Source organism: Bacillus sp. AFS037270 (genome assembly GCF_002585305.1).
The window spans coordinates 27167-51574 of the sequence record NZ_NUNF01000008.1 but is presented as its reverse complement, the minus strand read 5'-3'; the positions used below and the strand labels follow the sequence as shown (position 1 = coordinate 51574).

At 38.7% G+C, this 24408-nt stretch carries 15 protein-coding genes; 2 read left to right on the top strand and 13 right to left on the bottom strand.

Features of this window, described 5'->3' with window-relative positions:
- Positions 1–16 precede the first annotated feature (16 nt).
- A complete protein-coding gene (gltB, locus tag COD92_RS03430) occupies positions 17–4564 on the bottom strand; it encodes a glutamate synthase large subunit (protein WP_098995900.1) in 4548 nt (1515 codons plus the stop codon).
- Between the two features lie 133 nt (positions 4565–4697).
- Here gltB and gltC point away from each other — a divergent pair, with 133 nt between their 5' ends.
- Both gltC and COD92_RS03420 read left to right on the top strand, forming a co-directional pair.
- Entirely contained in the window at positions 4698–5600 is a 903-nt protein-coding gene (gene gltC, locus COD92_RS03425) for a glutamate biosynthesis transcriptional regulator GltC (RefSeq protein ID WP_098527121.1), read from the top strand.
- A gap of 330 nt (positions 5601–5930) precedes the next feature.
- Positions 5931–6749: a cobalamin-binding protein gene (locus COD92_RS03420; protein WP_098527120.1), complete on the top strand. Its 819-nt coding sequence runs from the start codon at positions 5931–5933 to the stop codon at positions 6747–6749.
- 121 nt (positions 6750–6870) lie between these two features.
- Here the strand turns inward: COD92_RS03420 and COD92_RS03415 are convergent, their stop codons facing one another.
- From COD92_RS03415 to COD92_RS03360, 12 genes are all read right to left on the bottom strand, one after another.
- Positions 6871–7986 carry a mechanosensitive ion channel family protein gene (locus COD92_RS03415; RefSeq protein WP_098527119.1) on the bottom strand — a complete coding sequence of 372 codons (1116 nt, stop codon included), beginning with the start codon at positions 7984–7986 and terminating at the stop codon, positions 6871–6873.
- Between the two features lie 432 nt (positions 7987–8418).
- Positions 8419–9900 carry a glycoside hydrolase family 32 protein gene (locus COD92_RS03410; protein ID WP_480254359.1) on the bottom strand — a complete coding sequence of 494 codons (1482 nt, stop codon included), beginning with the start codon at positions 9898–9900 and terminating at the stop codon, positions 8419–8421.
- A gap of 330 nt (positions 9901–10230) precedes the next feature.
- Positions 10231–11601, bottom strand: a complete 1371-nt coding sequence (locus COD92_RS03405; RefSeq protein ID WP_098527118.1) for a glycosyltransferase family 2 protein — start codon at positions 11599–11601, stop codon at positions 10231–10233.
- A 243-nt stretch (positions 11602–11844) separates the two neighbouring features.
- Positions 11845–13329: a glycoside hydrolase family 68 protein gene (locus COD92_RS03400; RefSeq protein WP_098527117.1), complete on the bottom strand. Its 1485-nt coding sequence runs from the start codon at positions 13327–13329 to the stop codon at positions 11845–11847.
- Between the two features lie 200 nt (positions 13330–13529).
- Positions 13530–14825 (bottom strand): ABC transporter substrate-binding protein, encoded by a 1296-nt coding sequence (locus tag COD92_RS03395; RefSeq protein WP_098527116.1) that lies wholly within the window; start codon positions 14823–14825, stop codon positions 13530–13532.
- A 48-nt stretch (positions 14826–14873) separates the two neighbouring features.
- The gene (locus COD92_RS03390; protein WP_098527115.1) at positions 14874–16052 is read right to left on the bottom strand and encodes a response regulator; all 1179 of its coding nucleotides are present in this window, start codon (positions 16050–16052) and stop codon (positions 14874–14876) included.
- 35 nt (positions 16053–16087) lie between these two features.
- Positions 16088–17881 (bottom strand): sensor histidine kinase, encoded by a 1794-nt coding sequence (locus COD92_RS03385; RefSeq protein ID WP_098527114.1) that lies wholly within the window; start codon positions 17879–17881, stop codon positions 16088–16090.
- A gap of 540 nt (positions 17882–18421) precedes the next feature.
- Positions 18422–19927 carry an alpha-glucosidase/alpha-galactosidase gene (gene melA / locus COD92_RS03380; RefSeq protein ID WP_098527113.1) on the bottom strand — a complete coding sequence of 502 codons (1506 nt, stop codon included), beginning with the start codon at positions 19925–19927 and terminating at the stop codon, positions 18422–18424.
- A gap of 113 nt (positions 19928–20040) precedes the next feature.
- A complete protein-coding gene (locus COD92_RS03375) occupies positions 20041–20940 on the bottom strand; it encodes an AraC family transcriptional regulator (protein WP_098527112.1) in 900 nt (299 codons plus the stop codon).
- Between the two features lie 34 nt (positions 20941–20974).
- On the bottom strand, positions 20975–21805 hold the full coding sequence (locus COD92_RS03370; RefSeq protein ID WP_098527111.1) for a carbohydrate ABC transporter permease: 831 nt from the start codon (positions 21803–21805) through the stop codon (positions 20975–20977).
- Positions 21805–22746, bottom strand: a complete 942-nt coding sequence (locus COD92_RS03365; RefSeq protein ID WP_098527110.1) for a carbohydrate ABC transporter permease — start codon at positions 22744–22746, stop codon at positions 21805–21807. The genes COD92_RS03370 and COD92_RS03365 overlap by 1 nt, the downstream gene beginning before the upstream one ends.
- 70 nt (positions 22747–22816) lie before the next feature.
- Positions 22817–24085 carry an ABC transporter substrate-binding protein gene (locus COD92_RS03360; protein WP_098527109.1) on the bottom strand — a complete coding sequence of 423 codons (1269 nt, stop codon included), beginning with the start codon at positions 24083–24085 and terminating at the stop codon, positions 22817–22819.
- Between the last annotated feature and the right edge of the window lie 323 nt (positions 24086–24408).

Genomic DNA, 24408 nt, shown 5'->3' with positions numbered 1-24408 from the left:
TTCCTTTTCCCCTTTCTTAGCGGATTGCAGCTTCCTGCTGTTTAGATGGTTTTGGTAATGCTCCGGAATTCGCTAAAAAGGCACTCATTACAGCTTCTTCTTCCGATAAGCCTGCTAGTTTTTGCTCCTCGATCAATTGGATCATCCGTTTATAATCCTTTGGAATGACTTTGACAAATTTTCTGACACACTCTTCCCAGTTTTCTAGAACACAGCTCGCCTTCACACTTCCTGTAAACGCGAAATGGTTCTCGATTAACTGTTTTAGCTCATCTTGATCGGCAGGATTTGATACTGTTTCAAATTCAATTAATTCTTGGTTACATAAATGCTTAAATGCATCCTTATCATCAGCTAAGACATAGGCAATTCCGCCGGACATACCTGCTCCGAAGTTTTTACCAACATCACCTAAGATAACCACACGTCCGCCAGTCATATATTCACAGCCATGGTCGCCAATTCCTTCAACAACAACGTTTACCCCACTGTTACGAACGGCAAAACGTTCACCAGCACGGCCGTTAATATATGCTTCACCGCTTGTTGCCCCGATAAAGGCGACATTTCCGGCGATGACATTTTCACCTGAAGCGATCTTTGTATGTTTATCTGCTTTGACGATTATTTTTCCGCCAGACAGACCTTTACCAACATAATCGTTCACGTCTCCAGTAAGCTCAAGAGTCATGCCTTTTGGTACAAAGGCTCCAAAGCTTTGGCCCGCAGAACCAGTAAACCTTAAAGTAATCGTATCCTCTGGAAGACCTTCTTCACCGTAGCGTTTAGAAATTTCACTTCCGACAATCGTACCAGCTACACGGTTTACGTTTGTAATTGGGAAAGTAACATCTACAGGTGTTCCCTGCTCTAATGCTGGTTGAACAGCCGGTAGAATGTGTTTGATATCAAGAGTTTCGTCAATTCTATGATTTTGCGGACGTTTAAACGTGCACGTTCCTTCAGGCTTGTGAAGTAAAGCAGTTAAATCTAAATGCTGAGCCTTCCAATGTGCTTTTGCACGCTCACTTACAGCTAGAACATCTGTACGGCCAACCATTTCCTCAACTGTTCTAAAACCAAGCTCTGCCATGATCTCACGTACTTCTTGTGCAACAAAGCGCATAAAATTAACAATATAATCGGCCTCGCCTGTGAACTTTCTACGAAGCTCAGGGTTTTGAGTCGCAATACCAACTGGACAAGTATCTAAATGACAAACACGCATCATCACACAGCCAAGAACCACAAGCGGTGCAGTAGCAAAGCCATATTCTTCTGCTCCTAGTAAGGCTGCCATGACAACATCTTTACCTGTCATTAATTTACCGTCTGTTTCAAGTACTACGCGGTCACGCAAACCATTTAACATAAGTGTTTGGTGTGCCTCTGCTAATCCAAGCTCCCAAGGCAATCCGGCATGCTGAATGCTCGTTTTCGGTGATGCACCCGTTCCACCATCGTATCCACTGATGACAATTACATCGGCTACCGCTTTAGCTACGCCGGCAGCGATGGTTCCTACGCCGCCTTTTGAAACTAGCTTAACGCTAATGCGGGCATCACGATTGGCATTTTTCAAATCATGGATCAGCTGAGCCAAATCCTCGATGGAATAAATGTCATGGTGCGGCGGCGGTGAAATTAAGCTTACACCAGGTGTTGCCCCACGCACGTCGGCAACCCATGGATAAACCTTTTTACCCATTAATTGACCGCCTTCACCAGGCTTTGCACCTTGTGCCATTTTAATTTGCAGCTCTTCGGCATTCACTAGATAATGACTCTTTACACCAAAACGGCCGGAAGCAATCTGCTTGATCTTACTTCCTCTGTTGTCACCATTTTCATCTAATACAAAGCGGCTTGCATCTTCCCCGCCTTCACCCGAGTTGCTTTTTCCCCCTAAACGGTTCATGGCAATCGCTAATGTTTCATGTGCTTCCTTACTAATTGATCCAAAGGACATCGCACCTGTTTTAAAGCGGCGGACGATCGAATCAACTGATTCTACTTCTTCAATTGGCACAGCTTGTCTGGAACCATTAAAGGAGAATAGGTTGCGTAAAAAGCCAAGTCTTTCTTCATTCGCAAGGTCTGAATATTTTTTAAATAGATCATAATCACCAGTGCGGCAAGCCCATTGTAAAGTATGGATAGTGCCTGGATTGAACGCATGGTGTTCACCATCATGTCTCCATTGGAAGTTACTTCCTGATTCTAATGTTTTGTCAGTCGTTTCCTTAAACGCATCCGCATGGCGAAGTTTCGCTTCTTCTGCGATGGTTTCTAAACCAATACCGCCAAGCTGAGATACGGTTCCAGTGAAGTAACGATCGATGACATCAGAGCTAATCCCTACTGCTTCAAAAATTTGCGCTCCACGGTAACTTTGAACCGTTGATATACCCATTTTCGACATGACCTTAACAACACCCTCGGTCATCGAGTACAAGTATTTTTCAACCGCTTCTTGATACGTGAAAGATAAAGTTCCTTCCTGAACAGCTTCCTGATAAGTAGCGAATACAAGATAAGGGTTAATCGCATCAACGCCATATCCAAGCAGAACGGCGAAATGATGAACTTCTCTTACTTCCCCTGTTTCAACAATGATGCTAGCCTTCGTTCTTAATCCTTCACGAATCAAGTGCTGATGAAGGGCGCTCGCTGCCAAAACGCTAGGAATGGCCACTTCATTTTCACTCATGTTACGGTCAGACAGGATAATTAAACTAGTACCTTCCGCAATCACTTCGTCTGCCTGACGGCAAACTTCATTCAAGCTGTTCTCTAAATTCTCAGTGAACAAGATGTCGATCACTTTACTCTTAAATGCTTCGCTATTCTTTAATTCTTCAAGCTGGCTGTTTGCTAGGATTGGTGTCTCCAACTGAATCCGACGGCAATTTTCTGCTGATGGATGTAGTAGATTTCCTTCCGCTCCTAGATAAGAAATCGTTGAAGTAACAATTGCTTCACGAATAGAGTCAACCGGCGGATTAGTTACTTGGGCAAATAATTGCTTAAAGTAGTTAAATAAGTTCTGTGGACGATCTGACAATACCGCAAGCGGCATATCATTTCCCATCGCACCAAGCGGATCCTTGCCTTCACTTACAGCAGGAAGGATATATTTTTGAATATCTTCATACGTATAGCCGAAAGCTTTTTGGAGGGTAAGTAAATCTGCAGGAACTTCTCCTTCAGTTTCTACTTTTTCTTCCAAGCGAACAAGCTGTTCGTCTAGCCATTGCTGATATGGCTGTTCGTTTGCCAACTGGTATTTAATTTCCTCGTCAGAAATAATTCTTCCTTCTTCTAAATCAATCAATAGCATTTTCCCTGGGCTCAAACGCTCTTTGTATAACACCTTTTCTGGCTCTACATCGATGACGCCAACCTCTGATGAGAAAATAATGTAATCATCTTCTGTCACGTAGTAACGGGCCGGACGTAGACCGTTCCGATCCAAAATAGCGCCAATTTGTTTTCCGTCGGTAAAAGAAATAGCAGACGGACCATCCCAAGGCTCCATTAAGGAACTATGATATTCATAGAAAGCTCTCTTTTCCTCTGTGATATGAGGATTTTCAGACCATGGCTCAGGAACAAGCATCATGGCTGCGTGCGCTGGTTTTCTTCCAGCAAGCACCAAGAATTCAAGTGCATTATCTAAAATAGAGGAATCACTTCCATCGGTATCAAGGATTGGCAGTACTTTTTCCAAATCGGATCCAAACGCCTCAGAAACGAATTGACTTTCACGGGCCTTCATCCAATGAATATTCCCCTGAAGGGTATTAATTTCACCATTGTGGATTAAATAACGGTTAGGATGGGCTCTTTCCCAGCTTGGGAATGTGTTTGTACTAAAGCGTGAGTGCACTAAAGCAAACGCAGAAACAAAATTCTCATCCTGTAAATCCAAATAGAATTGATCAACTTGCTCAGGTGTTAATAGTCCTTTGTAAACAATAGTTCTGCTTGAAAAACTAGCAAAATAGAAGCGGTATTCGGATTCCTTTGCCCAATTTTCTGACTGCTTACGAATCACGTACAACTTTCGCTCAAATGCTAGCGAGTCCGTATTATTTTCGTTGGCACCAACAAACAACTGGCGAACGACAGGACAGCTTTCCTGTGCTGTTACCCCGATATTTTCGGCATTGACAGGAACTGTTCTCCAGCCAAGCACCGTTTGCCCCTCTTGTTCGACCAATTTATTAATATAGGTTTCTATTTTTTCCCGTTGCGCATCATCCTTTGAGAAGAACAACATCCCCACGCCGTATTTCCCTTGTTCAGGTAAGTTCATAGTTGAACATTCTTGGCGGAAAAATAAATCCGGGATTTGAACCATAAGTCCCGCGCCATCGCCTGTTAGCGGGTCACTCCCCTGTCCGCCGCGATGATCCAATTGACAAAGCATTTTTAGTCCTTTAGCCACAATATCATGCGTGGCATTTCCTTTGATGTGTGCATATAAGCCAATTCCACAGGCATCATGTTCAAATTCAGGACGGTAGAGACCTTGTGCTTTAGGTAGTTGATGATACGTCATATAAAATCTCTCCCTGTTGATTATTGTCGAAATATTGCATATAAACTCATTTTAGGTTACCTTAATGATACAAACAATATATAATTTATATTAAATTAATCTGATTTTTATATGGATAAAGGAGAATCATTAAATGGAGCTTCGTCAATTACGATATTTTATTGAAGTAGCGGAACGGCAGCATGTGACAGAGGCTGCTGAAAATCTAAACGTTGCACAATCAGCCGTCAGCTATCAAATCACAAAACTAGAAGAGGAATTAGGGGTTAAACTGTTAGAACGGGTCGGAAGAAATATTAAGGTGACACAAATTGGAACTATTTTTTTACAATATGTAAAAAGTGTCTTAAAGACGCTGGATGAAGCAAAGGAAAAAGTCGACGAATACCTAGATCCCCAAGCAGGAACAATTAAAATTGGTTATCCAACAAGTCTCGCCAGATATTGGCTCCCAACTGTTATTTCAGCTTATAAGAAGGATGTACCCAATGTGAACTTCCATTTACGTCAAGGTTCTTATGCCTACTTAATTGATGCGGTGAAAAACGGCGAAATCGATTTAGCCTTTCTCGGCCCTGTCCCCATGAAGGATCCTGATTTAGAGGCTAAAATTCTTTTTATGGAAAATATCGTGGCTTTGCTACCTAATCATCACCCCTTGAATGAACGAAAAAGTCTGTCTTTAGGTGAGTTGCGTACAGATTCTTTTGTTTTATTCCCAAAGGGATATGTCCTTCGGAAAATTGCTGTCGAGGCCTGTCATGAGGCAGGGTTTGAACCAAACATTACGTCCGAAGGAGAAGATATGGATGCATTAAAAGGTCTTGTTTCTGCAGGAATCGGCGTTAGCCTACTACCGGAGAGCACCTTCTATGACTCTATTCCCCGATTCACAGTCAAAGTACCGATAGATACACCAAAGGCCATGCGTACAGTCGGGGTAATAATTCCAAAACACAGAGACCTAGCACCAGCCGAAAAGAACTTCTATGAATTTCTAATCCAATTTTTCAACAGGCTGGACCAGTATAAATAAGGGGAGCGCGGGGACGGTTCTCCTGTTTCTAAAAATGTTTATATGACATAAAATAGGCTTTTATCCAATCGTAATTGGGTGTGCTCTCATAGTCTACTGTAACTAAAATGGAAGGGTTGATCTATATGTATCATTACATATATTTACATTACTACAATCCGTGGTATAAACCGATAGCAGTTCCATTTATTCCACCACCGCCGGTACCACCAGCCGCTGTTATCTACAGAAATTATTTTTATACCTTAAATCAAGGCTCGGTTAATTGGTAATAAAAAAGAATGGTTTTATAATAATAGTTAGAAGATTGTTTTGATGGGGGGTATTTTGTTGAAACTGATTTCCATTTGTCCCAGCAATACCGAATTAATCGCCTATTTAGGGTTAACGGCCTCATTAATCGGCGTAGATAATTTCTCTGATTGGCCTGAAGAAATCAATAGATTACCAAGGCTCGGACCAGATTTAGAAATAGACATGGACAAAGTAGAAGACTTAAAGCCTGATTTGGTCTTAGCCTCCCTTTCCGTTCCGGGAATGGAAAGAAATATTAAAGAACTTGAAAAACGCAATATCCCATATGTAATTGTTCCAAATCCACAAACCTTACAAGAAGTCGGTGACTGTCTTTTGTTTGTCGGCAAAGTAACCAAGACCTATGATAAAGCAAAACAACTGTATGAAAAATTCACTCGAATTCTTACATACTACGACTCTTTAAGCCATCGAGTAGATACAAAAAAAACACTTTATTGGGAGTGGTGGGCGAAGCCGATCTTTACTCCAGGTGCCGGGAACTGGCTCACAGAAGTAAGCAGGCTTGCAGGTGGACAAAATGTTTTTGAAGATCAGGCGGAAGCAAGCGTCCAAACGAGTTGGGAAGACGTAAAGCTACGAAATCCAGATGTCATATGTGTCGTTTGGGTAGGCGTTCATAAAAATAAAGTAAATCCAAAGGTAATTTTAAAACGTCCTGGTTGGGACCAAATGAATGCGGTCCAACATAATCAATTATACATTCTCGATGAACCTCTTTATTGCAGGCCATCCCCCCGGTTGTTGAACGGGCTAGCGCAAATTGCACATCTTCTTCATCCTGATATTTATCCAATTTACAATAACGGTAATGACATATTAATTAATTCTTGAGGAAAATAAGGAGCGGATCTTTCGCTTCCCTTCTTTTGTTAAACTCCCAATTAATACAAAAGAAATAGGCTGTCATCGACAGCCTATTTCTTTTGCACTTGTTCGCTCAGACGATCAATTTTCAATCATAAGAACCCATTGTCTGGAATAATTCATTTGACTGTGGAGATACGTAAATAGTTCGGCTAGGAAAAGCAACTTCTACTCCCTCTTCCTCTAAAATCCCCATGATCGCTAAATTGATTTCATGTTTGATTTTAACGTGTTCTGCCCAAACAGTAGAATTGGTGAAAAAATAGACAAGGATATCGAGACTGCTCTCATTATAATGATCAAATGCGACCATAATCGTATCCGGATGGATTTCTTCATGTGTCCTCAATAATTTTTCAATCCGGCTTACTACTCTTTCAATTTCTTCTTTTGTAGTTTGATAGTTAAGTCCTAAATGAAAATCGATCTTCCTTTTCCCCATACGGCTCCAGTTTGTAATTGCCTCATTTGCAAGTGTAGCATTAGGAACAGTAACGAGAGCTTGGCTAAACGTACGAACTTTCGTGCTTCTAAAATTAATATCTTCGACGATCCCCTCAACACTAGGGGTTAAGATCCAATCACCAATGGAAAATGGTTTTTCGGTTACAATGACTACCCCGCCAATAAGGTTCCCTACCGCTTCTTTGGCAGCTAAGGCAAATGCAAGTCCCCCTAACCCAAGACCTGCCACCAATCCATTTACGTCATAATTGAACTCCTGCCCGATAATACTGATACTAATCGCGATGATAATAACACGGATGGTTCTTGAAATAAACGGAATCAGTATTAAATCAATTTTATTGTTGAGTTTTTGATTAAAACTGATTAATAGCCCTGAAGTTGGAGAGGACAAATTAAACAATCCCCATGTAATTAGTACAATGACCATTGAACGCAAAAATTTTAAAAACAGCGCATTGTGTTGTTCAATAAAAGGGAAATAATCCATAGCTATATACAAACCAAAAATAATAAAGAACCATCCTAAAGGACGTTCAAAACTTAAACAGATTTGTGTGAAAAAATCAGTTGGTGTTTTCCTGGACAATTTTAATATCAACTGAAACACATATTTGGTAAATAGATTTCTAAAAACAATAAATAAAAGTAGAATCCCTATTGAAATCCCTAAATTTTTCAACATTTCGTAGTCTATATCCGCTGTTGAAAAACCCAATACAAATGAACCTAAAGACATCTTTGAAATACCTTCCCTCTTTTTTCGATACTTTTATTAAATCATCATTTGTTGAAAAATGGATGAAAGATAACCGATCTTCAAACCATTCCATCGAAATATGATAGCTTTTTTAACAAAAAATTTGAATACATCTAAAGTCTCAGATTAAAGAAAAAATCTACCAAAAGGCGCGAGCTAGAAAATTAATTTATTATTTTAAAAAAATTTAACTAAAAAACCCCTCATAAAAAACTGCACCCCAATTGTTAGATACAACAATTGGAAGTGTAGTTTTTTATGAGGGGGAACTTTCATTTTAACCTAAATTGAAGGCGGTTCAAGATAATCTTGAAAGAATCGAATCCTAATGTGTGAAATGTTATTTAAAAGTTGCTTCCATGAAATTTTTCTAAAATTAGCGTTTAAATTTTCCTGTACCTTATGCTATTGCTACTTCAAATGTTTAACTATTATATTTTTAAATACCGCTGTTCCTCCATCTGAAAAGAGGGTGATGCCCCGATCGGCAGGATCAGGAAAGATTAAATTTGAATGAACAACCTTTCCGTCATCCACAAAGACTTCAATACTGGTTTTATCAACAAGAATCCTTAAGTGAACTTTCTTTTTGCTGACATCGAAGGGAGCCTTGCTTTCCACGTACTGCTTGCTTTTATCAGGCTGCCTTGTAAACGCTCGATTGACATAGGAGTATTCCTGTTCAACAAAAATACCGACGTCGACGTGACTGTCTTTATCGGCTGATTCTCGAAGCCTTATCCCTACATTTTTGAGGTCTGACCAGGAGATCTCTGTTTCCAGCTGATATGTATCGCCTGTTATTTTGAGAGTTTCAGAGCCATTTACATTCATTTTTTTTATATAATCTTTTGAATATACTAGATCATTGTTCGCTTCGATGGGCTTTGAGGTTAAATAATATTCGTTACTGCCCGCATGCTTTAGTTCAATTTCACGAACAATTGAATCCATCCCGTTAAAATCCTCTTCCATTGTGGGAGTGTTGTTGGCATAATCCCAGTTATTCATCCATGCGAGAGCATATCGCCGTTTAAATTTGTCGTTTGCTTTTCCATCTTCAAACGTTACCCCGCCATACCAATCAAAGCCATAATCTAACCACTGGGGTTCACTGTGATCTGCAACAAATTCCTTTCCATTATAGGTACCAGTCCAATATGCGTAGGTATTCGGTTTACCTGATGATTTTCCATTTGCACTTGTACCCAGTACCCACTTATACATCCCGTCATTTGCCCGTATCTGAAAAAGATCAGGACATTCTACAATACCTATATTTTTCATTAAGAAACCTCCAGTATAGTCCCATTTCTTCAGATTATCGGATTCATAAAAACCAATCTTCGATCCTTCCGCCAAAGCCATCACCCATTTTTCCGCTTGACGATCCCAGATAATTTTTGGATCTCGAAAATCTTTTGCATCAGGATTAGGTAGAACAGGCTGACTACTATAAGATGTAAAAGTTTTTCCTTTATTTGTACTGTACCATAGGTATTGTTCCTGCTTACCTCCATCAGCAGAGGGCTGTGTCATAATTGCAACAATGGCTCCTTTTCCAAAGCCTGCTGTATTTTTTGTGTCAATAACGACAGATCCAGACCATACGTCCCCGTTTTTGTTTGTAAATTTTGGAATGGCCACCTCTTCATCTTTCCAATGTACTAAATCCTTTGATGTCGCATGTCGCCATTCTGTTCCATTTCCATTCGGATAATCGCGATTATAAAGATAATAGTAATGATACTTTCCATCAAAATAAATAGGCCTTTGAGGATCGTTTTTCCATTTGTCCGGTACCGTAAAATGGTACGCTGCTCGATATGTTGGCTGATAATGCGTCACTTCTTTTTTTCTCCTATTATCTGTATGATCAATAATTATTCCGATGAATACTAATAGGCTTAAACAAATAGTAAAAAATACTAAATATATGTATGCTTTCTTATCCGTTTTTTTTATTAACAAATAAATTCCTCATTTTTATATTTTTGTTTATCTCGATGCGATTTTGATAACGAATTCTTTTAATTTTAAAAAAATCATGCTTTTTTGATAGTTTGTTCATATCGATAAAGATGTTTAAACCAGTAAATAAAGTTACTGTATTTATTAATGTTGTTTAAAAATTAAATTATGTTATTCCATATTCAAAGTAAATCAGTAATCATTTTTAAAACGGTTTTGAGTGATCTCATTTTCAATACCCTACTTTACTACTCAAGCACTTTGCTTGTACACTTCCTCAACATAATAGTCACGCCCCGTCCGAGCAACTTTGTTCCACCCTTCTTTATTTACAAAATAAGCTGCACTTCCAACCATGATATAAAACAAATTGATAAAGCGGAAGATGAATAAATCTAAGAAAATCGTACTGATAATGGCAAATAAATTTCGTTTTGAATATCCGAACCCATACTGATTCGAAATAATTAAGCTAAAGACAATATATAACATATTCACTACAAGTGATCCGATTACATAAAACTGAATCGCTTTCAAGGAGATTTCAGAGATAGAAACTATCAAGCTAATCAGAAAAAATCCTGTGAAATACGAAGCGACGACACCGACTAAAAAAGAATCGACTAAGAAGAAAAAGGAAATGCGATTGGTAACCATACTCTTGATGAATGTCATGAAATACAAAACGAAGCAATCCATGAACGCTTTTTGCCAGCGTATTCGTTGATTGTATAAATCTTTCCATGACTCAGGAACTTCGGTAAAACAAATTGCTTCAGGTACAAATAAAACGCGCGTTCCTTTATGTTTCATGGCATATTGCTGCACCTTTAATGTGATATCAATATCTTCTCCAATTGTTTGTCGATATCCGCCAACCTCTAATAATACATTTCGTTTGAAGGCTCCGAAGGCTCCTGAAATAATCGACAAGGCATTGGATTTTGCTAATGACACTTTTAAAATGTAAAATCCTCGCAAGTATTCTAAAATCTGAAAGCGCACAATTTGTTTCATCTTGCGAAGTGATGGCACAAAGCCATTTCGAGTTTGTTCAAGTCCTTGTAATATGTGGACATTCCCCCCAGCAGCAATCACAGAGGAATCATCAAAAACTTGATTTAAAATAGATAATGCTTTTGCATCCAAAACACTATCAGCATCTAATGTAATTACAATGTCATTTGTAGCATATGTTATTCCTGCATTTAAGCTATCGGCTTTTCCACCATTTTCTTTATCAATCACTAGCACATCCTTATATTGACTAGAAAGATAAATTTGTCGAACGGGCATGAAGTCTAAAGCGTGAGCAGGCTTTTTTAATTCTTGTGGAATTAATTCGAGCTCACTGATTAATGATTTCATGGTCTCATCCGTAGAACCATCGTTAATGAAAATCAGTTCATAGTTACGATAATGAAGTTGCTTCATTCCTTGAATGGTGGTAGACAAAATGGAGGCTTCATTGTAACAAGGAATTAAAATACTCATTCCAACTTCTTTCTCAGGTGTTACTTCCAAATAACTAGGTGTTTTCTTTGAAGCTTTTAAAGCATTGAAAGTATGATACAACGGAAATAGTATACATAACACAAATAAAATGAACGAAACTATATACAAATTTTATCCCCCCTTTTTTTAACTTTTGGTTTATCTTGTTGCGATCGGATAACGAATTCATTGTATTTAAAAAATCATATTGATTCGTGACAAAATAAAAAAAGCAATTAAAATTGCTTCAAGAATGCGAATATGCCTTCCTTCACTCATAAATTAGCGCGGTAAATATATAAAGAAAATGTCGATAGAATATCGACATTTTCTTTCGCCTGAATTTGCTTTATACAGTATTCGGGACAAAAATTATTTGTTTTTATCGCTAACTGTTAATTGACCTTGCTCAAGGATGCTGTTTGGTACAACAGATGTTTTTGTTCCTTGAATATTAAGCAAAAAGCTTGGCGCAAAGGTAGATTGATGGTCTGTATAAAAACCTCTATTTGTCATATAGCTTGTTATTACTACATTATTACCTTCTGTTTGCGGTACAGCAAAATGAGAGTAAGTAAATGTGAGATCAGCAGGATCAAGATTCATGTTCAATACAAGTCCAGTTTCATTTAACGGTTTGAATGGACCATTTAAGGAATCGGCTACGAACCCTAGCATATAAACATCTTTGTCGTTAATTCCATCAATCGTCATTTTGGATCCTCTTGAATCCGTGAATAGATACCATTTATTATTCATTTTAAATATATTGGCGCGTTCGATTTCATCTGTTACTGTGTTTGATGCAATTAATGGTTTCATAACACTTTTCACTGTATAGTCATCGTTCAATTCAACAATGCCTAATGCACCATTCGCTAAAGAAGCAATTTGTTTTTTAGGACTTTGTAGCAGTTTATTTTTTTCATTCTGGAAGAAGACGTCACTTCCGCCATAGTAAGCTTTATTATTGAAAGACTGATCGCCTTGATAACCATCTGTTGTTCCAGTATTAGCTTCAAAGACAAGATATTTATGGCCCTTATCTTCAACATAATGAGGGTCTCTTAAAGTATGGTTATCACCTGAAATCCACTTGCCTTCATCGATAAATTGCTGAATATTTTGATAAACTGTACCGTCTCCGCCATCAAAGACAGATTTGTGATCAGATACTCCATCGATTTTAAGTGTAGCTGCATCCGGCTGGGATAAGTTGACTTGAGCAGTTGAAATAATTTGGTTACCAGCACCGGTTCCACCATCTTCAGTATTACCTGAGTAATCTGTATAGAATAAACGGACTTGGCCATCTTTGGTTAAAGTAGCAGAACCTGACCACTCCTGTGTTTGATATTTAAGATACGGGTCATTTGGAACAAATTTATCAATATCTTTAAATACTCTTCCAGCATTTTTCCAGCTGTCAATCGATGTATCACCGACTTTTTGATAGAATAAATAAATTGAAGTATCATTGCTGTTTTTTGGGTCACCTGCTAAAGCGAAAACGATATGATATCCTTGATAATTTGCCGCAGTACCATCAGCGTTTTGCAGTGGCCAGCTATCCCATACATCTAAATCTATTAAGTTCCCTGACTTATCATACCCTTTTGCCGAATCAATGTTTTTGATTGCTGATGCATCAAATTGAGGCACTTTAAATTGATCACTGTTTTGTTGTCCTGGAATTTTTAGCATGTCAGCGCGTGTAATATGGGCAAAACCATAGTCTTTTTTGTAATCCACACTGGTCATTTGCTGCGCAAAAATTTGCGGTCCTCCCGCTCCTACTAATATAGCTGTACTGAATGTTACGGCAGCTGCTTTTTTCGTCAATCTTTTGAAGTTCATCTTCTTCCTCCTTGGATATGTATGAATTTGATAAGAAAGCTAGTGAAAGTTTCTTATTAATTAAAAGTATAGAGGAGGACGAGTTTATTGGGGATGGCATGGATTGATTAGAATTTCGTCTTAAATTGATATAGGGGATGGCAACTCTTGAAGTTGAAATAAATAAAAACAAAAAAGCCCCCAAACGGAGGCAGAAAAGTTTATTTCAAAGTGGACTTGGCCTTATCCCAGGATTTTTGAAATTCTTCTAGTAATTGATCGCGAGTAAGCTGTTTTCTTACGTACAGCTGCATCGCCAGTCCGAACTCTTCTCTTACACCAACCGGGAAGTCTGGCCAATTGGATTCCAGTATTTTCCCCGCTTGATAGTAGGCGAGCGTATCATGAGCCAGCGGTCCTACATCGTCCACTTTTATGTTTTTAAACGCAGGAATAAATTTGAACTCATTGGTCATAAACCTTTTCCCCTGCTCGGAGGAAACCATCCAGTTTAAGAATTTCTTTGCTTCCTTCTTCTTCTCTGGTGTGGTTTGTCTGTTGACAACCCAATAGTTGGGTACACTGACTACTAAGGCGTCATTCTTCCTTTCATCATTAATGGAGAGTGGTAGAAATCCGACATTCATATTTGGCGAGATCTGGTCAAGCGTGGGCTGCACCCAGTTGCCTTGCTGAATCATCGCTGCTTTTCCTGTGGCAAATAAATTGACTTCCATATTGTAATCCGTTGAGAGCGGATTTGCATTTCCATATTTTAATGTAACATCCAGCAGATGGATTGTATCTTTAAATGTTTGATTGTTAGTTATCTTTTCTGTTCCGTTATTAAGGGCTTTTATAAAAGCAGTTGGTTCTTCTTGCTGAGCAAAGGCAATATTCAACAAATGAACACCCAGTTTCCACTCCTCGTAATAACCGGTTGCAAAAGGCGTTATGCCTGCTTTTTGCAATTGTTTGGCTGCTGAAGTTAATTGAGTCAACGTTTTAGGAACAGATTCAATACCTGCTTTTTTAAATAAATCCTTATTATAAATGAAACCATACCCCTCTAGGTTAAGCGGCATTCCGTAAATTTTATGATCAAATTTCATTGGTTGCAGCGCCTCTGGATAGGCATTTTTAATCCACGGCTGATCAGAGAGATCCTCCAAATAGTTCTTCCACAGAATGGCATTTTCGTATCCGGTATTGGTGAAAATATCGGGACCATTGCCGGCAGAAATCTGTGCCTTCAGATCGCTTAAGTCATCTGCAGCTCCTCCTACTGTGTGAATCTTGATTTCTACATTTGGATTTTCCTTTTCATAAACGGCTGCCATTCGTTCAAACTGCTTCGAAATTTCCACTTTTGGATTCCGAATATCTAGCGTAAGCTTTTGCTTTGAGGTTTCTGCTTCTTTTGGCTGCGTTTCTTTCATACTGGTAGTTCCACAGGCTGAAAGAGACATACTCAAGATGACTATAAAAACCAGGTGTAATCGTAAAGTCCTTTTCATTCCTACCCCCCCATTTTTGTGATGTCAATTAGAAGAAGTGGCAACGTATCAGAAGCCCTCCGTTTGTTGCTTTTTTACATGGTTTCGGTATTCAAAAGGGGTTAAACCCATGACTTTTTTGAATAGTTTGGAGAAGTATTTCTCATCCTGGTATCCGAGCATGAGAGAAATAGAAAGTATACTTTCATCTGATTCTCTTAACCTAGATTTTGCTTGATCAATCCTTAGTCTCGTCATGTATTTGGACAGGGTCATGCCCGTTTCTTGTTTAAACTTTCTGGATATATGTTCACGGCTTAAGAAAAATCGGCTTGAGAGTTTTTCTAGCGTCAGCTCTTCCATGTAATACGTGTCTACATAATGAACAATGTTCCGCATGCGGCAGGCATTATCTAAATCGTTCAAACGGTGAATAGCTCTGAAATGTTGAACTTCCAACTCCATTTGTAAAGTTCTAAAAGCTATAGGAAGACCCTCCATTGACTTCAATGATGCACCATTAACAAGGCGGACAGGAATATCAAACTGTTGGCTGATCCATTCTTCGACAGATAGCCAGACTCCTTTAACGGTAATCACCAGACAAAGACTATTGTCATTCTGAAGTTCAAAGGCATTTCCCCATTCCTTATATGCCAACTCTTCAGCTAACAACTGGATATACGGGGCGGAATGATGCATTTGGTAAAAAGAAATGAGGGTAAGGTCATATTCGTCAGCCGTTGGCAAAGAGGAAGCAATTTCGGCAGGGTCAAAAAACTCCCCAATGCAAGCCTCTGTGACGATTTGATTGATACGGAGCCTTTTCACATCGTCATACACACCAGTTTCTTTGTATTTACGGTCTACCTCTTCATTTGCCCACGATTTTACCGCTTCTTCCAAGGTATGATTAAAAGGTTCCGCCTCGATTGGTTTTAATAAATAATCGAAGCTGTTGTACTTAATTGCCTTTCGCATAAAGGAATAATCGTCATATCCTGTAATGAAAATGACCTTGCCGGGATAAGAAATACTGTCGAGCCACTCAATCATTTCGATCCCGCTCATGCCAGGCATTTTTACATCGGTAAAAATGATCTCTGGTTTTTCCTTCTGTATCATTCTTTTTGCTTCTTCCCCGTTTCTTGCTTCCAATAGGTCTGTAATACCATTTTTCTCCCACTGGCCAAACTGGCTTATGACATAACGGACGTTATATTCATCATCTACAATGAGAGCCTTCATATCTCCATTCCTCCTCCTTACAGCTAACTTAGAGATTACAATGTTCCGAGTTCATTACTGGTAAACTTTGATTCTACTGGAATCATTAATCGAACGATAAAACCTTGTCCTTGGTTGGTATCTAATTCTAAACCACCCTTTTTCCCATAATTTAAGACCAAACGGTCATGAATATTTTTCAGACCAATATGCTCCATAGAAAACGATCCTTCATTTGATTTCGTATAAATATTTTTTCGGAGGGTTTGCAATTCTTCAGATGTCATACTGGATCCATTATTTTCTACTACAAGGTAAAGTATTTCTCCTTGTATTTCTCCATAGATGTTCAAATTTGCATTGTAGAAACCTTCTTCATAACAGTGTTTAAAGAAGTTTTCCACTAGCGGCTGAAGTGTCATACTTGGAATCGTTCTTTCTAGAATCGTTTCGTTTAGTTGGATCGTATAGTTCAGCTCGTTCCCAAAACGCTCGACTTGTAGAGACAGGTAGGTTTTTATATAATCAACTTCCTCACGAACTAAGACCCATTGATTGGCCCGTATAGAGTATCGCATCATTTTGGATAAGGAGGTGACCAATCCGTAGACCTTTGGAGAATTGGCTCTTAGTGCAACCGCACCAATGGTTTGTAAAGCGTTAAATAAGAAATGCGGATTCACCTGGGACTTTAATGCCCTTAATTGATTGTTTCTATTTTCAATTTCCAGTTTGTACTCGCGGGCAATATGAAGATTGATCCGATTCATCATTTCCTTTATATGTTTTTCCAAGTGCCCAATTTCATCTTGTCCATTGTCATGAAAAGGAACATCCATATTCCCGGCTTCAATGCTCTGCACTTTTCTGCTAAGAATCTTAATGGGTCTAGTAATCATATAAGAAATAATTCCGATCATGATTAGGCCCAATAATCCGACCCCTATCCCTACAAGGATGTTGGTATAGGCGGTCTGCCTGACATTGTGAAATAAGACTTGTTCGGGTGTGATCTTTACTAACTTCCATTGATGCAAAGGCCCTGACAATGTTTTGGACAGGATAATCTCTTTGCCCGTTTTCACGCCTGACTGTTTAATAGACTTTAACAAGTTGGATGGAACCGGTTTTCCAATAAGGTCTCGGTCACTGGCGTACATGACTCGGTTCTCCGAATCCACAAGTAATACGGATTCCTCATCATTCTGTACAAGGCTGTTACATAGGCGGGCATAAGCATTTAAATCAATATCAAGTGTAATAATACCCAGGAATTCGTTTGAAAGAACGTCCACTACTTTGTGGTGAATCGTCATTACCATAGTATTATCTGATTGTGGAACAATAGCCGCGTCATTATAATTCTCAATCGGATGAGGAGGCTCAATCAAATACTTTGAATGAGACTTATTAAGCTTTTTGATCGAATCCTCCTTTACCAGATCCGGCTGAGATTTACGGGTACTGACCATAGCATTATAAACAGTAAATGATTCTTTACTTTTATCAATATAAAAACGAATCTGCCGTATCTCGCTCCGCATGAGATAAAATGTTTCGATGCTGTTTTTCACAGCTATAGGGTTGAAATAGATGGAATCTTGAAACCCATCCTTAAAGATCCGGAACAAGTCTGGATTTCGGTATGTAACATATGGGAGGCCGACTAAATCAGCAAAGTATTCCTCTAGTTCATTTGACGCTTTCTCCATTTGATTGTGGCTGACTTCGAGCTCGTGCTGTTCCACGAGCTTTTTTGTATATCCATAGATAAAGAAAACCGTCAAAAAATACGGCAGGATGATAAAAATAAGAAGCATAAGAAATAAGCGGCTTTGAATGCTTTTCATGTTGTGATGCCCCTTTGGTTTATGAAAACCTATTTAATAATATCTATTAGTCTTGTATTTAAATCTAATTCTATTTTATTATGCCGTCAACAGGATACAATTGGACAAAAAAGAAGACAGAGAGTGTCCCGTTTTCCTATTAGGACACGATTTGGCAACGATTACGGAGAAAATGAAAACGTTACTAGAAATGAGCAAAATGAAACTTAGGAACTAGTAGATGGGTAATAGTTTCAAAAGATAGGTAGATAAGATTAATTATTGCAATACAAGATTAATAAAAAAAGACGTGTGCCAATTCACACGTCTTTTTTTATGCCATATATCCAGTTTGAATAAGTAAATATAACCATTTAAGCGTAATAGTGAGCTTACTACTATTATGATACTTTTCGAATCCCAGCATAATACCCTTCACGCTCGAACCCCTCTTCCTCCAACTCCGGCACAACACTACTCTCCATAACTCTCAAAGATAAACAAAGGCAAGAGAATGAACAGGATTTCCTGTACCATATTCTTGCCAGAAAACTGTAAAACTTACTTAACAGCGGTAGGACGTACCTTCGCTTTATCGGATTCACCAGCTACCCGGTTAGCAGCCTCCCTATCTTGAGTCATTTCCTCGACCGTTTTTACACGAAGCCTTGCTGCACCTTTATTTTGTTTAGTCGGAATCAGATTTCCTGATGCCAATCTCTCCTTTGCTTTTTCAATCGCCTCTTTATATTGTGGCAGCCATTTCTCTTGTGCCACAAGCATCTCATCCGTTAGTTGCCAAATTTCCTTCGGGTTACAAACTGCACCTACTAATGGATCCATCATCATCGCTTGACGCAACAGCATATCATCCCCGCTCACGGCAGCCTCCACCGCAAGTCGTTGTACGGAAATACTCACATTACATACAGCTGCACAACCGATTGGCAAGTTACCCACTCTCGGAATGCTAATCCCATTTCCATCTACATATCCAGGAGCTTCAATAACCGCATCATCAGGAAGATTTGAGATGACTCCATTATTAACGACATTGAAATGGCCACGATACACTCTACCCGTTTCTAACCCTTCAACAATAAAAGAACCGTGTTCTTCACTTCGATTTTCTTGTTTATATTCTAAGGCAGGATCTTTCATCCAATTCGGAAAGTCCGTCTCGAACCAGTTTCTGCTCTCGGTACAAATTCTTAAATAACCACCCGTTTCACCATTAATCCAGCTTCCCAAGTCAATCCATTCGTTAATTTCTTCTGGACGTTTCCTGTACCATGGTAAATATTCACTTAAATGACCATTGGATTCAGTGCTGTAATAGCCGAAACGCCTGAGCATATCGATGCGGACTTTTTCGGTTTGACTATATTCCGGATGTTTTTCAAATCCTTCCAATAACATTCCGGTCATATCCTCGCCATTATTTCTCACTTGAACATACCAGGTTTGGTGGTTAATACCGGCACAAACAATATCGACCTCCTCCTTCGTTAACCCAAGGACATCAGCAATTTGTTTGTGTCCATGCTGGACACCATGGCAAAGACCAATCGTTCGAACCCCGCCATATTTATTACAAGCCCACGTCATCATCGCCATCGGATTTGCATAGTTCAGCAGCAAGCAATCCGGTTCCGCCACTTCACGGATATCTTTACAAATATTCAACATTTCAGCAATGCCCCGCTGACCATACATGATACCGCCAGCACAAAGCGTATCTCCCACACATTGGTCAATCCCATACTTTAACGGAATATCAACATCTGATTGAAACGCTTCAAGACCGCCAATTCTTACGACAGAAAAAATATACCTTGCATCTCGCAGGGCCTCACGCCGATTTAAAGTCGATTGAATTTGGATATCAAGACCATTTTCATTAATATCACGCTGGCAAAGCTCCGTCACCATTTGCAAATTTCGCGGATTAATATCGGTGAAAGCCACTTCTATCTGATTAAATTCTGGGACAGCAAGTAAATCCCGTAATAGTCCTCTTGTAAAACCAATACTTCCTGCTCCAATAAAGGCTACTTTAAATGACATGGGGCAACTCTCCTTCAATACTAGATTTATAGAAATTTTATCAGGCTTATTCGTGTAAACGTTATCAAAATAATAACTTTCTTGTTTTACAAATTTATAAAATCCTCACTTCTCTACACTCTCTCCCAGGAGGCAAATTCCTTACGGCGCATCGCCGCTTTTCGATATTCTACTGGCGTCTGCTGGGTGTATTTTTTAAAAAGGGAGCTGAAATATTGCCTGCTATTAATGCCAATATAATCGGAAATTTCAATGAGTGGGATTTCCGTTTGGGCCAATAGCATTTTGGCTTTTTCCATTCTGACGGAGGTAAGGTATTCCATCACCGTTAAACCAGTATGATTTTTAAAAATTCTATGTAGATACCCTGGATGAAGATTCACATCTGCAGCAATATCTTTCATCTGGATCTCACAATCATAATTTTCGTGAAGATAGGCAATCACCTTTTTGACATAAATATTTGATTGCTGCTGCGGTTCATTGACCTTTGCTTCAACGGCTAGCCTCCCAATTCTAATTAGAAGTTGAGAGAGCAGTAGATGAACCATTAGTAGATTCTCCTTGCCCCTTTCGTCCATTTCCAGTACAAGGTTTTTTAAGACAAAATAAACTTCATTAGGATCCTTTAATTGAATATAAGGGGCATTCATCTCCAATAGACGGGCAAAGGCCTGGTCTTCCTCTGCAAGATCTTTGATTGATGGAAAAAATCCTTTTCGTTCCTGAAAGCGAAATTCAATATTTAGCATACGGCACGGACTGCCATTCTCTACTAATAGGCGATGGGGAACTTCGGCATCAATAATAATGAAATCTCCTTTTTTTATGAAAAGGGACTCCCCCTCGGTTTCGACACAGCAATGGCCCTCAATGACATACATAATTTCTACCTGATTATGGGCATGGAATGGCATGGAATAGTTATCCCACTGTTTAAAATAGTAGGCAACAACTTCCGGAAGATACTCCCCTCTTGTCAACGCGCTCTCGTATAGACTGCTTGTTTTCATTTCGGCCTCCTCTTTCGAACACCATTTTTTACAATTATTTTCCAGCGCCCATTGTAATTCCTTTTACAAAATGCTTTTGCATAAAAATAAACAATAATAAAATCGGCAAGGAAGACAAGATAATTCCGGCAAAGCCCGTATTAAAGTCAGTGCTGAAGGCAGAAAATAGCTGCGATTGCATAACGGTTAAGGTCTTCATATTGTTTTCTGATAAAAACAGAAGCGGCATCAGGTAATCATTCCAGATTTGTAAGGATAAAATGATCGTTAAGGCGGCTGCTACTGGTTTTAACATCGGCATAACAATTAACCAAAAGGTTCGAAGCACAGAACATCCATCGATAGCCGCCGCCTCCTCTACCTCTTTTGGGATCGTCTTCATAAATCCAGTTGTCACAAAGACTGCAAATGGAAGATTCGTAGCTACATAGAGAAAAATAACACCGACAAAATTATTAATGAAGCCCAGATTGCTCCCTAATGTAAACATCGGAACAAATATAACCTGGTACGGAATTAAAATCCCCGCAATAAAAAAGACATAGGTGGAATTAAAGAACTTCGTTGCTCCCCTGGCAATGGCATAAGCAGCCATGCTGCTTAAGAGGATTATCAGAACAACAGAACAAACCGTTAGAAGGACTGTATTTCCAAGGCTTTGCCAAAAGTTTAAGGCTTCTAATGCCTTTGAGAAATTGGTCCATTCGATATGGTTTGGTAATGAGAGTGGAAAAGATTTAGACGTCTCTTGTTGAGATTTTAAGGCATATAGAAAAACGATTAAAGAGGGAATTAAATAAGCAATTGAGACAATGGTAATCAATACTTGTAAAATAATGGAACCTAAACGGTATTTACGTACCATTATAATTCCACCTCTCTTTTTCTTAATACTTTCAATTGAATAAAGGCAAAGATCAATAAGACAATCAAGAAAATTACCGACATTGCGGAAGCATAGCTCGCTCTTTGCGAGGTAAAGGCACTGTTAAAAATATACATAATGAGTGATTGCGAAGCGTCTCCAGGCCCACCATTAGTGGATGCGACAATTAACTCAAATACTTTCAAACTGCCTGTTGCAATTCCAATCGTACAAATGGTGATGGACGGCCCTAACATAGGTATCGTAATATGATAGAATTTTTGCCACCAATTTCCTCCATCCACCGTGGATGCTTCGTACAATTCTTTCGGTATCGCCTGAAGGCCGGCTAAATAAATTAACATCCAATAGCCAATCCATTGCCAGTTATTCGCAATTAATAACCCACTCAACACGGTATCAGGACTTGAAAATAACGAAAATGATATATTGGTTCCTAGTAAATCATTTAGGCTTGGTAAGATATCACCATACATTTTGGTCCAGATTTGTCCTACTAGGATTGGACTTAGTAAGACCGGAGAAAAGATGATGACCCGGTAAAGATTTTTGGCTTTAATACTGCTATCCAAAATCACCGCAAAGAACAGTGCAGAGACATTTTGAATAATCGTATTAAAAATCATAAACAAGAATGTGAATTTAAAAGCCTTTAAAAAGATTTCATCTTTAAAAATTTCTATATAGTTGGAAATCCCTACCCAATTCTTGTTGAGACTGATGCCGTCCCAATCGGTAAAAGAATTGTAAATTCCCATGAATAATGGAATAATCATCCCAATAATAAAAACGATTAATGGCGGAATTAATAATAAGAAATAGCCCTTATTTTTAATACGTGTTTTTTTGGCTGCCCGATCTGTATGAATCTGTTTGTTCGAGATTATTTGTGGTTGTGGATCTCCTTGACTGATATTCACGAGAACACCTCCGAAGACTTATTTTAATGAGTGGAAAGGGACACGATTCCCTTTTCCACCCAACAATCCTCTAGTTAGTTTGGAACTTAACCTTTGATTTAAAATCATCGGTTGCTTTGAGTGCTTCATTCAATGTCTTTTTACCTAAAAGCCATTCAGCAATATAGGTGGTATATTGTTGTTGGTATGGCCATGGAATTTGCACGTTTCCGATATTAGCATCGATAACACCAGCATTTTTAGAGGTATTAATATCATTTACGTAATCACTTTGTACATCTGGGACAACATCCGTTAGCAAACTCTGGGTTTGAACTTGATTAATGTACTCTTTTGCAAGATTTTTATCGGATGCGAGGATTTTTAATATTTTTTTCACTTCTTTTGGATGTTCCGTTGCTTTGCTCGCAGACCAGGTATAATCAGATTGCATAATCAGTTTAGTATTCTCTGCATCAACGGCAGGTGTTGGGAAGAAACCGAGCTTAAAGTCAGGATTATTCTTGAAGATTTGTGCAGGAGCCCATGTTCCGATAATCCACATAGCTGTTTTTCCGTTGGCAAACATATCAGCAGCTCCGGTAAAATCTACTCCAAATGGATCTTTTTCAGTGTTTTCATAGAGATCCTTAAAGTGTTGGAAGGTTGTCTTATATTCCGGTGATTTAGCAAACGAGACTTTTCCTTTTTGTAAATCGGATCCCCACTCTGGATACTTAGAAAATACTTCTAAAGTAGCAAACTGGTTCGCCGAATTACCCATTTGATAGTCTTTAAAGTGAGAGGTAAAAGGAGTGATGCCTTTATCTTTTAGGGTTTTGGCAACATTCATTAATTCTGTCCATGTTTTTGGAATTTCGATATGATTGTCTTCAAAGATTTGTTTGTTGTAAAAAACCCCTTGGAAGTTGGCGGTGTATGGTACTGCATAATCTTTGCCATTCACTTTCAAGGCTTTGCGGACATCATCCGGAAATTCCTTCATAAACGGTTCATTTGTTAAATCCATTAAAAACTGAGCATACTTGGGATGATCTCCTCCTTTAATGAGGATAATATCTGGAAGCTGCTTTCCAGCAATTCTTGTTTGCATAACAGAGTTGAAATCCTTGTCCCAATTGATGTTTTCAAATTGAAGTGTGACGTTTGGAAGCTCCTTTTTAACTGCCTCTACCATCGCTTTTTGGGCCTCTTTCTTATTGGTTGTATTCCAATCAAGGACCTTTAATGTAATCTTTCCGTCTGCACTTGAATTAGACTTCGAGCTGCAAGCGGCTAACGATAAAAACAATGCAAAAACGACCAAAATACTAACTACTTTCATGAAACCCTGCTTCATTCGATTCTCTCCCCTTTAGTGGTATCCTCATTCCGACCATAAATAAATTGAGATCTAGAAACATTAGTTTTTTCAAGACAAACATACTTGTAAGCGGTTGCAACATTAATAGGTTTGAACCCGTTTATGTAGAATGAAATTCCACCACCTAACTATTGTTAGAATATTTATAATGTTTAATCTACTTGTTATTATACGTGTGAATAAAAGGTAGCTTCAATACAGAATCCTAACTTCCTTTATCCATCTATTTATAAAATCCTAACTTTTTAAAAGAAGAAATAAGTGATGAATGTGATAAAAAAGAAAAAACAGCACAAAAA